Raw genomic sequence first — 15,133 nt, 5'->3', positions numbered from 1 at the left:
GCATCTGGACTGGGGGTGATCAATTGGCAGAGGCAACGCCGACCATCAGTTTCATGACGCCGCCTCTTCACAGAGCGTAAGCGGACCGAAGGCGCTCTAGCGCTGAGCGGACTGAACTTGCCAAAAAATAGAGATAGCTCGCACCGGTCGTTGGCTAGCTGTTGTCACAGGGAGATCGCACGTTTCGACGAGACGTTTCGAAGCGTCCGGTTTGCGAGCGATAACGAAGCAAGCGTCGGCACTCGCGTTGCAACGAACCGATCGGAAAGATCGCTATGCGGCTCGTGCGCAAATACCCGTGTATCGCCTCCAATAGTGAGACGTCGCAGGAGCACGTCGCTACCCTTTGCAAATTCGTTGGCGGTAACCCGGTTTTTGTGTAGTCGCGCGCGTCCGTTCAAACGAGCACGGCGTCTTCATCATTGGCGTATCAATGCGCATCTGTGTCCGTCACGATCGATCAGGCTGTCGTGCTTCCCAATGTGGTGCCAAGCCGCACAAGCGCGCCGATCCTTCAAAGTCATTTCACGCAGTACAGATAAGGCCCGTACCGTCTGAACTCCCACTATTTGTATGCCTGACGACATCGGACGGGGACTGTCGGCCCGCATCGAAGGACACGCTTGGGCGAGGAAAGTCCGAGGCAGATTGCAAGGCGCCGGTCTTCCTACACATTACCAAGCGTGCTTTGGCCGGGGAAGAAGCCCCAAAACTATGCGGGACCTAAGGCATGCCCGCCACGATCCCGGAGCGATCGGCAGCACCGGACTGCTCGAAAAGTACACTGTCCTGAGTGTGGCGCGGTCTTCGAAAGCTGCGCTCGAACAAGACGGATACTATCGTGTCGATTGACGCGTGATGATGACGTCTTCACCCCGCTTGACCAACGCATGACTTTGCCGAGGAGTATTCCGCGAGCCTTCGTTTCGCTGCAGGCGGGACGCGACCGTCAGAAGCGCAAGCGTCTACACCTCATCTCGAAGAGTCCGATCGGCAGTCTTAGAGTTGGCGTGGCAGAAGAATAGCGCTGGTCCGATCGCCAGGAGCGCTAACGCCGGGCGTTGCAGCGACGCATAGGCATTGGCAAAGGGCGAAGTCGCTCGTGTTCTCGATCGACAAGTGCGAGGCGCGCGCTTATGGTTCGTATGCCGAAACGCCATATGATCAAGTCGCGGAGTCAATTCGCCCGCGGCCATCATTCGCTGCTCAGACACGCATCCTCCTGATCCTCAGCGGTGGCATTGGCATTCCGGCGTCTTACCCCAAGGCGTTCCTGTAGGCTAACGAATGGTTTGAATATTCGTTCAGTCTCGATCATCATCGCGGCGCTCTCGACGGAACTTCTCGGAGTTGACTGTCAGTCCTCGGCCGGACCATACGCGGATGTGAAGGAGTGCTGGAAACCAATTTGCATCCTCCAAGGTCGGAGCTAATCATAGTCAGCCAATGACTTCGGATTGAATTGTGGCTGCGGCGTATAGGGAAGCATCAAGCGGCAGATTCCCAAACGCTAGTTGACAAAGGAGATAGTTGGCACCTGCCTCTTCCAGCTGGTTAAGAAGCGCTTTTCGCACAGAAGCTGGCGTTCCCACTACGCACAATTCACTCGCGATTGCCGCATCGAAGGTCAGTGGCAGGCTCGGTGGTGTCGGGATGGCGTTGAGATCGTAAAGGAATTTGAAGTTCTTGAGCCATCGTTCATAAGCAGAGGCCGCGAGCGAATGGGCATCTGTCTCAGAACGCGCAATCACGATCATGCGGAGCAATCCAACGAACCGCGCATGATCGTCAGCGTCACGGTCGCGCTCTCGATGAGCGCGGAAGGCATCAGTAACTTTGCGGACAGTAGAGGAGGGGCCTACGCACGCGAGATTTGCACCATTCGAGGCGGCCCAACCTGCAGACTCGGGTCGATTGGTGGCAATCCATGTCGGCGGCCACGGACGCTGATGAGGTCCTAGCGTCAAAGGAACGTCGCTAAGCTCAAAATGGTCGCCTTGATAGGATAGAGAGCCGCCTTTCATCGCCTCAATAAGGATCTCGCTGGCTTCCTCATAACGGCCTGGCGCAGCGTCTGCGCTGATCCCGAAGTAGCCCCATTCGACCGGGAGAGAGCCGCGTCCGATACCCAGCTCGAGCCTGCCACCACTCAACTGGTCGAGCATGCAGATCTCCTCGAACGCGCGCAGCGGATGATAAAGGTTAAGCAGCATGACCAATGGGCCAAAACGAAGCCGCCTCGTGCGCTGTGCGACGCTCGATAAGAACAGATTCGGTGACGGGCCTCTCCCGTGTGGCGTACAGTGGTGCTCTGCCACATGATATCCATAGAAACCGAGGCGATCGTACGCCTCCGCTAGTATGAGGCGATCTGCGTATTGCCCGGCGATATCACGGCCGTCCTCGTCCAGATGATCGAAGATGCCGCAGGTCAGTTTTGAAGGAAAGTCGTTTCTCATTCGATTATCTCCAAGAGTGTAAGGTGTGAAGGCAGGAGGTCCGCTCGCTTCGGGCCATCCGAGCGGTCAAAGACGGACGGTTCTTAATGTGGTCGCACTTTCCTCTCCGCTGTTGTGGTCGTTAGTACTGTTTATGCCGCTGAGCACGCGGAGATTGTCCTTTCGCTTCGACGCCTCTACGCCTCTAATATCCGTCGGTCGGTAAGGCATCGGTCCGTTGTCACTGTTCGTCGCTCAACCACAACAGACATCTGTCATTGGCATAAACCGCTCTCTTTGTCGTGGTACGATCGCCGATGTAACGCGAAAGCAGCGATTAAAGCCGCGAAGCGGGCGATCTTCCAACTCTAAAACTCTCAGAGATGTCACGGGTTGCCGCGAGAAATGCATCCATTTGCGGTCTTGTACCGATGCTAACCCGGATGCAATTTTCAAGACCTTTGTCAGGAAAGAAGGCGACAAGTATCTTTTGCTTTTCCAAAGCTGCTTGCCAGCACCTGCCGTCTCGGCCCTCTGGCACACGGGCTAGCAGGAAGTTAGCGTGGGAAGGTGTTACATAAAATCCGAGTTTCGACAGAGCGATCGTAACTCGCTGTCTTTCATGCCTGATATGTCCATGGTTCTCCTCGTAAGCGGCGCGATGCGCAAGGACGCTGATGCCGATCGCATGCCCAACTACATTCATGCTGAAGACGTTCTGGATATTACGTAACCTCCCAATGAGCTCGGGATGGCCGAAGCCGAAGCCGACGCGAATGCCAGCGGCAGCATAGCTTTTCGAGAATGTTCTTAAGAGAAGAAGGTTCGAATAGCGATTGACGAGGCGCAAGCCATTATCAGGTGCAAAGTCGACATAGGCCTCGTCCAAGACGATTAGGCGGTCCGATTGTGCTAGGAGGCACTCGATATCGGCTACCGGAACGAAGGTTCCGGTGGGATTGTTCGGATTAGCTAACAGAATGAACTTGGCATCTTTTGCGGGAGCAAGAAGAAATTGCTCCACCGGCAAGGAATGAGGTTCGCTTGATTCGATTTCGAGCAATTGAGCGCCCTGCAACAAGGCGAGTTTGCGGTTGAACGAAAAGCCCGGCGACATCATTGCCACGCTGTCGCCCGGGGCAAGAAAAGCTCTGTAGATGAGCCCGAGAAGTTCAGATGATCCGTTACCGGCGATCACATGATCTTTGGAGAGGCCGTAAGCATCGGCGGCTGCTTCCCTCAAGCTGATATTATCACTTTCTGGATATAAATATTGCCGCTCCAGGGCCGCAATCGCACTTTGCCATACGATTGTTGGTAGTGGAAATGGGTTCTCATTCGTGTTTAGTTTCACGTAACTAGCATCCGGCGCAGGCCGGCCGGACGGCAGAACATCTAACTGTCTCGCTGCCTGCGAAAGAGAAGAGAGCACAGCTTGCAATTTTGTATCCGACATAGTGTTCTCCGTTTGAGCCGCCGAGGGCAGTGACAATTGCCAGCTTGCCAGCCCGCTGCGCCGGCGATGGCAGAGGACTGAGTTGGATGCCTTGTTGGGATAACAAGGACGGCGGCGATCCAAATCGTCCTGCGGGCAGCAGGTCAAAGTGCCTAATTTACTAAAGGTGAGATGAACCTGAAGCTCCGCGCTAGCCCCTGAGAAGCCGAGAGAATAATCGTCGAGCCGTTCGCATGCGGCAATTCAGGTGGCTCGGTGCCGGAATGGGGGCCGTCATTTTTGAGCTGGCGGCAATATCATTCCTCGCATTGGTCCAGGTACCAGGCGTGAATAACGCAGCGGCTTTGGCTGGCTCTACCTTCCTCAGAGGCATCCATCCAGCGGCAGAATAGGACGCCGAGCACTGCTGCCACGAGCACGAGGAACGACGCGAGTAGCACACCATTTGCGATGTAAAGAGGGTTTTTCATGATTTCCATCATTGGCTGAACATGCGGGGCCGTGTGCGTCGTGACGATCAGTTCTGCCCGACGGCTTCGACGATACTGTCGTGCCAGCGGTAAACCGCGAAGCCGGGAGACGCGTTGTCTCCTTTGGTATCAAATCGGACCGTCCCGACTACTGTTTCGATCGGCTGCGAACGAAGCGCCGCTGCCACCCGCGTGGCGTTGAGGGAGCCGGCCCGCTTCACTGCGTCAGCCCAAGCTTGGACGGCCGCATAGGCGTAGAGCGTATAGCCTTCTGCAGACAGTTTGGATGCCTTCATTCTGGCCACGACGTCCGCGGCTTGGGGATTCTTGGTGGCGTCGGGCATGAAGGTGAACAGGGTGCCGTTTCCGGCTCTGCCCGTGATGGCCCAGAATTCGTAAGTCATCAACGGATCGTTCGCCATGATCGTGAGATCTGCGCTTGCGTCTGCCGCCTGGCGCACGATCAAACCGATCTCGGTGTAATAGCCGCCGATATAGGCGATCTGGATTCCGTCCCTCTTCATCCTTGAGACCAGGGCCGTGTAGTCCTTTTCGCCGGCCGCATAGCTTTGCCGAATGACCTTTTGGCCTGCTTGCTGAAGACGCGACCAGACGACATCGGCAATGCCCTTGCCAGCGGTGCTCTTGTCGTCGAGGACAGCAATTTTGTTGTTCGGGTAGTGTTGCAGGATGTATTCGGCCGCCACGACACCTTGTTGGTCATCGCGGCCGCAGATTCGAAACACCGTTTTGAGACCACGCTCTGTCAGCTGCGGATTAGTTGTGCCGGGGGAAATTTGAATAATCTGCGCTTCATCGTAAACGTCAGAAGCCGGGATCGAGGAAGAAGAACAGAGGTGACCAACGACCAACCTGACCCGATCCGCGGTCAGCCGATTCGCTACTGCGACGGCCTGCTTGGGATCGCACGCGTCGTCGGCGACGCTTAATATGACCTTTGTACCGGGAAGTAGGCCGGAGGCATTCAAAGCATCAACGGCCGCGGCAGCACCCTCGCGCAGTTGTGCACCAATCGCAGCAGTGCTTCCGGTCATCGGTCCGGCCACGGCAATACTGATGTCCGCAGCGGGCGCAGTCGAAACCAAAGCACAAGCAAGGAAGGCTGCACTCGCGGCGGAACTGGCACGATAAATTGACATTTGAAGCTCCCGATGTTGGACCGAGATTGCGGTCAGTCGCGCTGTGTCCTTGACCGTCTGAGGCACCTGGCCGCAACGGGCTCGCGCTGGTCAGGCTTCTGTAACGCCATGATCATCATCCATTTCGGCCCCCAGATGCCGAGAGCTCTCGCCCATCCAGGACGTAGTGCGGGTTCAGGCGATCCTTCACAGATAGCAAGGGGTGGTCTCCAGTCGTTTTACCAGGGACTGGCCACCCACTTTGAGATCGTACAATTTGACGCTAGGTGCGATTCAAGCCCCCTTAAGGGCGTTTGGATGAATATGGCGCGAACGCGCGGTCCCAGAAGCAGACGATACCAAAACTTGAGAAAATGAATCGCTATGCCTCAGAGCATCTGGCGCGAACCAGAAGCGACGCACTCGCTGGCCACACTTTGAGAGTCCCTCGGAATCACGAAGGAGGCATGCATAACGATTTTCTAACTCGAAACACCGACGGAGCTCGTTCTGAGCCGCCGAAGTCCGCCGTCATTTGCCCGAGCACGGTGCTCGGGTTCACCGGTGATCAGCACGTCTCACCCGCCGAGCGCCTCCGTCCTCCCGCCCTTCCTTGGTACGGGCGTGCTTGGCCACAAGGGACGTTTCGCTCTCCGCCCTTGCGTGCGCCATTGGCTTGAGGATCGCTTGGGACGGCAGCTCCGAGCATCAGACCCCAGACGCCGTAGATGCGTCCAGGCCGAACGGCAGTGCCGGAGCACGTCAGATTGCTGCGGTCGGGCCGACATTGTCCTGCATTTGCCTTAAGGGCTGCTCGTGGCCGAGGCCTGCGACCGGTTCATCGAGATATAAATCGGCTGCTGATAGAGACCCGACAGGCTCTGGAGCGAGCACTGGCTGAAGGAAAACGGAATCGCGCACGGATTATCGCGAACGCGTCAGCACAGCTCCTCATTCTAGGGCCGCAAGTGCGAGATCGAGATACTGCACGAGGCTGGCATCCCAGCCAGCCAAGTTTCGAGGCGTGTTGAATCGCGCAAGAACTCTCAGTATCGTTGAGGCTGTTGAAGCCGCTCCTGCGACTTCAGTGATTAGTGAACGCGCCTGAACCGCCACAGCAGTTACCCGTTCGCTGCGAGGATGCTCGCCCCGAGTCATACAATCGCGCAACTCCTCGTGGATCCTTCGCCACCGCTCCTCTCGATTCGGGTCTGTGGCGCATTTGCATCGGGGCGCTTGAGCGCGCTTCTCAACCCGCGACATTGCATCTAAAGTGGCAGGTAGGTCATCTACGCTGACATGTGCTTCGCCATCCGTCGTCATGTTGCGTAAACGATCTCGCAACAATGTCGTACGTGCGACTTGAATTTCAATCCGCTCCAAATGGTTGCGCAACAGGTCAGTAAGCGAACTTTTGCCTTCTATCGCTCTGCGGATCTCCTCGAGGGAGAAGCCAAGCTCCCGCAGCGAGCGAATTTGGTATACTCGTTGCACACTGTCGCGGTCGTACATCCGGTGGCCGCCGTCGGTGCGCTCTGACGCACTTAATAGCCCTGTGTGCTCATAGTGATGCAGAGTGCGTACCGTTACGCCGGTAGCCTCTGCAAGTTCGCCAATGCGCCATCGACGCCTTCGTGGTGTAGCTTTGGTCATGTTTCTCAATTTCCAAGCCTACAACCTGACATCGCGTGAGATTCAAGCTATTTGAATGATCTAGCTGAACCGTCTTCCATTCGGGCGCAAGCAAGGTGACTCTCCTCAGATCGTCGCTTGATTAGCGGTGATGCAATGGCGTCCATCAAGTTCACAGGAACGCCAACTCGGCCTCCCTCGCTGCTGCGCGTGATCTTGGCAATTTCGGTGCCAGTTTCCGTTAGTTCGCATAGACGCGGGTAACGCCGCAAACACTTCATCAAGAATGTTTCTCAACACCGAGACGTCCTCCGCTCGTAGAAACCACTGCATCGCCGCAACGTTTGGCTCCGGTGCTGAAGGGAGAAGCCAAGTTCATGCACGACCGAATTGGTATATTCGTTAAACGCCTTCTTGGTCGTACATGCGCTGGACGCCATCGGTGCGCTCCGACGCAGTTAATAGCCTGTGCTCGTAGTGATGCAGAGTGCGTACCGTTACGCCGGGTAACCTCTGCAATCGCAAATGCGCCATCGACGCCCTCGTGGTGAAGCTTTGGTCATGTCTCTCGATTTCCAAGGCTACAACCTGACGTCGCGTAAGATTCAAGCTTTTTCGATGGTCTACTGACCGTCCTCCGTTCTGGCGCAAGCAAGATGACTCTCCCGAGATCGCCGTTTGATCAAGCGGCAGAGGCAATGGCAGCTATCAAGTTCGTCAGACACGCCAACTCGGTCTCGCTTGTCGGTGCACGTGCGAGAACAAGCTTGGCGATTTCCGTTCGATTCTCAGGTGTTTGCATAGATGCCGGTAACGCCGCGAATGCTTCATCGAAAATCTTTCCCAGGACCGAAAGATCTTCCGGATCGTAGACACCACTGTATTGCTGCAACATTCGGCTCCGTATTGTCATCGCGCTAGACGGGCGCACGTGGTCTAGATGTTTGGCTGCGGTAGGGTCAAAACGAGACAAGCCGCCGGCTACATCCACCAAATGCGGTGCGCGTTCAAGTGATGCAGTTGTGCAACACAGTCGCGCTGTGCTTTGTCTTGAACCGCTCAGGCGATATCCGACCACTTTCTTTCGTGAATCGCCGAGCACCGCTGTCTCTATATGCAGCCCGATTGGCCGGGGAAGCAGGCAGAGTCTCACACTCGGGCGCCGCTGATCCGAAAGAGATGGCTGCAACAAAATGCGCAAAGCCGAGGCGAGTGTCGATCAACATCCGACGGTGATCTAAGAATGATGACAAAGGACTAGGCGATCGAACCTCGGCGAGGCTGTCCGACATGCTCGCGTTGCAGGTCGATGCGCCACTTGCGGTTCTCGATATATGAATTATGGGACGATGATGCGCATCGCGGGGGGGACCTCTAGCAGGCGATCATCTCGACAGCGCTGCCAGCAGAGCGATGCGATGCTTGCCCACCGTCGTCCCGGCTTAAATTCGCTAGTTTCTTAATGCGCTCCCGAACAGACGCAGCGGAACGACGAAACACCAATACTGCACGTTGATTAACACGTTGTCCGCCTTTTCCCGGCGAAAAGAACCGTGAGCGCGCCGCGCTTGTCGCGCATCGAGGTGATCGAGAAAGGCTCTAAAAGTCGCTTTCCGGATTCGCGATTACTATGAATGAAGGCAAGTTCGAACGGACTAGGTCTTGATCATGCGAGGAGTAGGTGATGAGAGGCTCTGCCTAAATTTGGGGGCGCGTTGTCGTCTCACGCGGAGAAGCCATGCGGGAGGCCTCCTGGGATAGTATCTCGCGCATCCAGATGCTTGCCGGATCACTGTTGTGAAAGGCGGGCCATTGCACGGACTCAATGAATGCGGGAATTGGCAGCGGAAGTTCGACGATCCGCAGAGGCATCGTTTCTTCGAAATGCTTAACGAACCTTAAGGGCATCGTCCCTATACGGCCGGTGTCCAGTAGCATAGGCGGAATCATGCTATAGTCCTGGACAACGACTTCGATACGTCTCCTGAGACTGTGCTCGAGCAAAAACGACTCCTCAATCGAGGACTTGCCCGTATGCCCGAACTTGACCGCAACGTGTCCCATCGACATGTAGCTCTCGAATGTGAGTTGCCGCGGTAGCTGCTTGTTCGAACGGCAACCTACGCATACAAGCCTCTCCTCGAACAGTGCCGCTTTAGGATGCGCGCTCGACATGAACAGTTCCGGTAAGATAAGAAAGTCGACCTCACCGCGCCGGAGAGGCTCTTCGGGCTCATCGGCGAGTGGCAGCAATTCGAAGCTGACGCCGGGAGCCTCCCGCGCGATACGGTCGACAATCTTTCGAAAGAACACGACTGTCATGAAATCGGAAAGGATGATCCTGAAGCGGCGATTGGATTGGGCTGGTTTGAACATATCCCGTGAAATAATGGAGCACTGGATGCGCACCAGAGCCTCGCGAATCGGGGCGGCGAGCCTTTCGGCACGCGGTGTTGGGAGAAGTTCGCGGCCTCTCATTGTAAATAGTTCATCGCCGAAATAGGCGCGTAACCGAGCGACGGCTGCGCTCATAGCCGGCTGACTCAGGTTGATGCGGTGTGCCGCCGCTGTGAGGTTACGCTCGGTCATCAGAGCGTCGAGCGCAACGAGGAGATTTAGATCAAGGCCCTTGAAACGCACGTCTTTGTCCCGTTGATAGATCTGAGCGAAAACCGTGACTTCCATGTCGGTCTCTCTCGCCGCCAAGAGCCGACCCCTTCATGGCGTTGCGCGCGATCGCGAAGAGGGCTCTCGTGTTCGCTCGCAAGCATGTTGGTCGACGCAAACGGGCGGGCAACCGGTCGTGGAGGTCGCTCGCGGTGCTGAGGCAGGCCTTTGGCGCGCTCCGACAATCGCCCGTAGCATTACATTGATCACTGTGACCGCGGTAACGAGTACGACTACGCCGATAGCGCTGCAAGTTCGCCAATGCGCTACCGACGCCCGCGTGGCGTTGCTGTGGTCACGATTGCAAGACTACTACCTGACGTAGCGTGCGATTCAAGCGACTTTGCTTGCGTAACTGAACATTATTCCGTCCTGCAACGTGTATCGTCTCGCAGTGTTTTTCAGGTCGCCTTGCGGACGCTGGTTGCCGCATGCAGCCCGCTGCAATCGCCGAAGCCCATTCCGTTGCACCATTTGGTTAGTTCCCCAGAACGTTTGCGGCGGCTGTTGTCAAGCGACGCGTTCAAGATCGTTATTTGCGGCGAGGAGAGGAAAGAATGGATCGCTTGATCAAACGATAGAAGTCGATGGCGAGTATCAACTTCATCTGGACACCAGTTCGGCCCGGCTGCGGCCGGCCTCGAGTTGGACCGGTTCTCTTGTATGAAGATGGCGTACGTGCCTCTCGCAGAGCAGTCCGTCAAACAAATTGCAGGGGAGGGAGATCGGTTGGAGAGACCAGGCTCTTGCAGGACCTAAGGGCACCTCGGGAGTGATTCGAAGCGCAGGTGGTGAGACGCCATGGGCAAACTAGCAGCGCCTGCGACTTTGCGTGGCCTCACGCTGAGAAGCCATGTGGGATGCCTCCTGCAATAATATCTGCCGCAACCAAATGCTAGCCGGATCAGTATTGTGAACGGCAGGCCATTGAACGGCCTCAGTGAATGCGGGAAGTGGCAGCGGAAGTTCGACGATCTGCAGGGGCGTGGTCTTTGCAAAATGCTTGGCAAGCCTTCCGGGCATCGTTGCTATACGGCTGGTGTCTAATAGCATAGGTGGGATCATGCTAAAGCCCTGCACAACGACCTCAATGCGTCTCTTGACACCGTGCTCGAGCAAAAACCAGTCCTCTATCGAGGGCCTCTGCGGTTGCCCGAACTTGGCCGCAACGTGTCCCATCGACATGAAGCTCTCGAATGTAAGCTGCCGTGATAGCTGCTTGTTCATGCGGCAACCGACGCACACGAGTGTCTCCTCGAACAGTGTCGCCTTAGGGTGGAGCGTCGACATGAACAACTCCGGTAAGATTAAAAAATCGACCTCACCGCGCTGGAGAAGCTCATCGGAATCGAAGGCGAATGGCAGCAATTCGAAGCGGACGGCGGGAGCATCCCGCGCGACGCGGTCCGCGATCCTTCGAAAGAACACGACTGTCATGAAATCGGAAAGGACAATCCTGAAGCGGCGATCCGATTCGGCTGGCTTGAACGTATCCTGGGAAATAATGGAGAGTTGGATGTGCGCCAGTGCCTCGCGAATTGGGCCGGCGAGCTCCTCGGCGCGCGGTGTTGGGACAAGTTCGCGGCCCCTCATCGTAAATAGTTCATCGCGGAAATAGGCGCGTAGCCGGGCGACGGCTGCGCTCATGGCCGGCTGGCTCAAGTTGATTTTGCGTGCCGCCGCGGTGAGGTTACGCTCGGTCATCAGAGCATCGAGCGCGACGAGAAGATTTAGATCAAGGCCGTTGAAACGCATGCTGTGAATTCAATCCATAGTGTGGATGGGTTCTATCAAAACAATCGATTTTACCAATTGTGCGGAATGGCGGATAGCAAAGACGCCGGTCGGGAGAAATAGAGTTCAGGTGGGTTAGGATGGTTATCGATCTTTGCTCTGGCCCCAGGAAAAATTCTCGGGCGCACGCCAAACGGCAACCGAGGCGGATGTCCATTGCGGCCACCGTCCTCGGCGACTTGCGCAAACTACATCGCGCTGGGTCGATTAGGCAAGCATCCCAGAGTTCACGTAGCAGCCTCGTCCCGGCAAACCTTCGTATAGTTTCCCCAAACCTTTCTATGTTTGCAGCCTACTCATCGTACAGTTGAGTGACGAATAGAGCGCGTCTTAACGTTGCGACGAGGCCGGAGCTGCCGATTGTGGAAGCCAAGTGCTTCTGCGATCCGGCCAAATGAATCGCGTATCCATTAGAGTCAAATCGTGTCGAGAATGCAGGGAAGGTCCTTAGGAGATCTGGTGCAAATGGCACACGCGATCGATGCAGTCTTGATCTTGAATGATGAGCGATCGGTGCGTGAAATGTTGACCGACATGTTTTTTTCCGTGGGCTCCATCGCAGAACGGCTCCAGAGCGCAGATGTGTTCCAGAAATTCCACCGCCTTCTCGGCACGTCCTGCTCGATCGCGGAGATGCAGTTTGCCGGAGATTGCCGGGCTCGATCTGTACGAGCATCTGGTCGCATCCGGAAAGGCCATTCCCACCATTCTGCTCACGGCACATCCCGCCGCCGACCATCGGGTGCGGGCGCTGCGAGCCGGCGTGTCCTATTACTTCAGCAAGCTATTCAGCGATAGCAAACTCCTCGCGAGCATCAAGTCCCCGCTCAGATCTCGGATGGTGCATAGGAGGCACTCATGAATATAGCCGTGTCCAGCTCTACAAAAGGTCTCTCCATGCGCTCTCAGGTGCGGTGGAGGGTGTGCTGGGAAAATGAGTTGCAACTCGCCGACCACATCGAACTATCCGAGTTCTTCCGAAAGACCTACGGACCGACCGGTGCGTTCAATGCAAATCCATTCGAGGGCGGCCGAAGTTGGGCCGGCGCGAGGCCTGAGGTCCGTGTCATCGGCTACGACACGCGCGGCGTAGCTGCTCACATCGGCGCACTGCGCCGCTTCATCAAGGTCGGAGAGGTCGACGTATTAGTGGCGGAACTAGGATTGTACGGTGTACGGCCGGATCTTGAGGGACTTGGAATCACCCACTCAATGCGCGTGATGTATCCAGTGCTCCAGCAGCTTGGCGTTCCATTCGGCTTCGGCGCGGTTCGACCTGCGCTGAAGGAACATCTTACAAGGCTGCTCGAGCGACCGGGCCTGGCCACCGTTTTGTCGGGCGTTCGCATGAGATCAACCCTCCCAGATGTGTATCTCAACTTGCCGCCGACGCGCACCGAAGACGCGCTCGTTGTGGTTTTTCCAATTGGCCGGTCGATCAGCGAGTGGCCGACCGGTACGATGATTGAGCGGAACGGGCCAGAGCTGTGAGATACCTCAACTGCTTGTCCGCAGTGCGTAGCGAGTGCGCTGAGGCCACCGGACATCGCAGCGTCTATTTGACATTTGACGACGGTCCCAATCCGCTTTGCACACCGGATGTCCTCGATGTGCTGGCGGAACACCGGGTCCCGGCGACCTTCTTCGTCATCGGTGCGTATGCCGCGGACCAGCCGAAACTGATCCGACGAATGATCGCAGAAGGGCACGAGGTCGCAAACCATACGATGAATCATCCGGACCTATCCAGATGCGAGCCTGCCGAAGTGCAACATGAAATACTAACGGCGAGCAGCGTCATCGGGATCGCGTGCCCTCAGGCCTCGGTGCGGCACATACGTGCACCATATGGTGTGTGGACCGAAGAAGCGCTCACTACGTCAGCGAGGGCTGGACTGGCCGCCGTGCATTGGTCGGTCGACCCGCGAGACTGGTCTCGTCCTGGAGTAGACGCGATTGTCGACACGGTGCTGGTCTCTCTCCGGCCAGGTGCAATTGTGCTCCTGCACGACGGATGTCCTCCCGACGAGTTGGGACGGGATACTGACGCTGGTCTGCGCGACCAGACCCTCAAGGCGCTTTCCCACCTTATTCCAGCATTGCATGACCGTGGATTTGCAATCCGCTCTCTTCCTCAATCTCACTGAACAGACAGGCCCCTATGAACCTGCTTGCCACAACCAGCACTGTCGCTGTCTTCTCCTATGCGCTGCTCTCGACTGTCTATAAGAGCGTTCAAACGCTTTATGCTCTGCCGACAGACGTTTCATCGCTGTCGGACGACGTAGTCGACACCGACGCTCTGCCGAGCGTGGATGTCATCGTCCCCTGCTTCAACGAGGACCCGCGCACGCTCTCGGCGTGCCTAGAATCCATCGCAAACCAAGACTACGCAGGAAGTCTGCGGGTCTATGTCGTCGATGACGGCTCTGGAAATCTCGACGCAGTGGCACCCGTCCACGATACCTACGCGGACGATCAAAGCTTCACCTTCATCTTGCTGCGAAAGAATGCTGGAAAGCGCAAGGCGCAGATCGCCGCGATTAGGCGCTCATCCGGAGATCTGGTGCTCAACGTCGACTCGGACACGATTCTCGCCCCCGATGTGGTCACAAAGCTTGCACGGAAGATGCAAAATCCGGCGATTGGCGCGGCGATGGGTCAACTAACCGCCAGCAACCGGAACGACACCTGGCTGACCCGATTGATTGATATGGAATACTGGTTGGCTTGCAACGAAGAGCGCGCGGCACAGGCTCGCTTCGGTGCCGTTATGTGTTGCTGTGGCCCCTGTGCTATGTACCGCCGGTCAGCGCTTCTTTTGCTGCTAGATCAGTACGAGACGCAACTTTTTCGCGGAAAGCCAAGCGACTTCGGTGAGGATCGGCATCTTACGATCCTCATGCTGAAAGCAGGGTTTAGAACCGAGTACGTTCCGGACGCAATTGCCGCAACAGTGGTCCCGGATAGCTTAGGGCCGTATCTGCGCCAACAACTCCGCTGGGCACGGAGCACTTTCCGGGACACGCTACTTGCGTTGCGCCTTCTCTCCGGTCTCGATCGCTATCTCACGCTAGACGTTGTCGGGCAGAATCTCGGGCCGCTATTGCTCGCCCTGTCATTAGTAACGGGGCTCGCGCAGCTCGCACTCACAGCCACGGTGCCGTGGTGGACATGCCTGCTGATCGCATTGATGACCATCATCCGCTGCAGCGTGGCAGCTCTTCGCGCTCGCCAACTTCGATTTCTCGGCTTTTCTCTGCACACACTCATCAACCTCTTTCTCTTACTCCCCATGAAGGCCTACGCGTTGTGTACATTGAGCAACAGCGATTGGCTGTCACGCAAGGCTGCCAACATACCGGACGCGGGTGAAAAGCAGGTCGTCATCCGAACCCCGATCGCTGGACCAAATGCTACAGGAGCATCGGGACTTTCTGGGTCAATTCGCAGGACGGATCTTTCGCGCGGCTCTTCGAGGTTGGCGACGTCTGACAGCGTCTGCAGCGGCAAGTAATTGTGGCATTACCGAGGTGA

General features: G+C 56.6%; 12 protein-coding genes. 4 read left to right on the top strand and 8 right to left on the bottom strand.

Annotated features, from left to right (window positions below; genetic code table 11):
* Positions 1-1,439: 1,439 nt before the first annotated feature.
* The 8 genes from CQ12_RS18550 to CQ12_RS18525 form a co-directional block, all read right to left on the bottom strand.
* A complete protein-coding gene (locus CQ12_RS18550) occupies positions 1,440-2,459 on the bottom strand; it encodes an LLM class flavin-dependent oxidoreductase (protein WP_057836744.1) in 1,020 nt (339 codons plus the stop codon).
* Positions 2,460-2,775: 316 nt separating this feature from the next.
* Positions 2,776-3,894 carry a histidinol-phosphate transaminase gene (hisC, locus tag CQ12_RS18545; protein WP_057836743.1) on the bottom strand — a complete coding sequence of 373 codons (1,119 nt, stop codon included), beginning with the start codon at positions 3,892-3,894 and terminating at the stop codon, positions 2,776-2,778.
* 517 nt (positions 3,895-4,411) lie between these two features.
* Positions 4,412-5,524 carry a branched-chain amino acid ABC transporter substrate-binding protein gene (locus CQ12_RS18535; protein ID WP_057836741.1) on the bottom strand — a complete coding sequence of 371 codons (1,113 nt, stop codon included), beginning with the start codon at positions 5,522-5,524 and terminating at the stop codon, positions 4,412-4,414.
* Between the two features lie 930 nt (positions 5,525-6,454).
* Positions 6,455-7,156 carry a MerR family transcriptional regulator gene (locus CQ12_RS42460; protein WP_083519357.1) on the bottom strand — a complete coding sequence of 234 codons (702 nt, stop codon included), beginning with the start codon at positions 7,154-7,156 and terminating at the stop codon, positions 6,455-6,457.
* A 381-nt stretch (positions 7,157-7,537) separates the two neighbouring features.
* Positions 7,538-7,669, bottom strand: a complete 132-nt coding sequence (locus tag CQ12_RS43920; protein ID WP_157088312.1) for a MerR family DNA-binding transcriptional regulator — start codon at positions 7,667-7,669, stop codon at positions 7,538-7,540.
* 148 nt (positions 7,670-7,817) lie between these two features.
* Complete coding sequence (locus tag CQ12_RS45690) at positions 7,818-8,027, bottom strand: hypothetical protein (protein ID WP_083519360.1); 210 nt, start codon at positions 8,025-8,027, stop codon at positions 7,818-7,820.
* An 806-nt stretch (positions 8,028-8,833) separates the two neighbouring features.
* Positions 8,834-9,775, bottom strand: coding sequence for a LysR family transcriptional regulator (locus tag CQ12_RS18530; RefSeq protein WP_057836749.1), 942 nt, complete (start codon positions 9,773-9,775; stop codon positions 8,834-8,836).
* Positions 9,776-10,612: 837 nt separating this feature from the next.
* Positions 10,613-11,557: a LysR family transcriptional regulator gene (locus CQ12_RS18525; protein ID WP_057836740.1), complete on the bottom strand. Its 945-nt coding sequence runs from the start codon at positions 11,555-11,557 to the stop codon at positions 10,613-10,615.
* Between the two features lie 679 nt (positions 11,558-12,236).
* Here CQ12_RS18525 and CQ12_RS18520 point away from each other — a divergent pair.
* From CQ12_RS18520 to nodC, 4 genes are read left to right on the top strand one after another with little or no spacing between them, the layout of a single operon-like run.
* Positions 12,237-12,458, top strand: a complete 222-nt coding sequence (locus CQ12_RS18520; RefSeq protein WP_057836739.1) for a response regulator — start codon at positions 12,237-12,239, stop codon at positions 12,456-12,458.
* A complete protein-coding gene (locus CQ12_RS18515; protein ID WP_057836738.1) occupies positions 12,455-13,087 on the top strand; it encodes a NodA family N-acyltransferase in 633 nt (210 codons plus the stop codon). The genes CQ12_RS18520 and CQ12_RS18515 overlap by 4 nt, the downstream gene beginning before the upstream one ends.
* The gene (gene nodB / locus CQ12_RS18510) at positions 13,084-13,743 is read left to right on the top strand and encodes a chitooligosaccharide deacetylase NodB (RefSeq protein ID WP_057836737.1); all 660 of its coding nucleotides are present in this window, start codon (positions 13,084-13,086) and stop codon (positions 13,741-13,743) included. The genes CQ12_RS18515 and nodB overlap by 4 nt, the downstream gene beginning before the upstream one ends.
* Positions 13,744-13,757: 14 nt before the next feature.
* Positions 13,758-15,113 (top strand): chitooligosaccharide synthase NodC, encoded by a 1,356-nt coding sequence (gene nodC / locus CQ12_RS18505; protein WP_057836736.1) that lies wholly within the window; start codon positions 13,758-13,760, stop codon positions 15,111-15,113.
* Positions 15,114-15,133 lie beyond the last annotated feature (20 nt).

Source organism: Bradyrhizobium jicamae, from assembly GCF_001440395.1.
Taxonomy (GTDB): Bacteria; Pseudomonadota; Alphaproteobacteria; order Rhizobiales; family Xanthobacteraceae; genus Bradyrhizobium; species Bradyrhizobium jicamae.
This window is presented reverse-complemented; position numbering and strand designations above follow the sequence as displayed.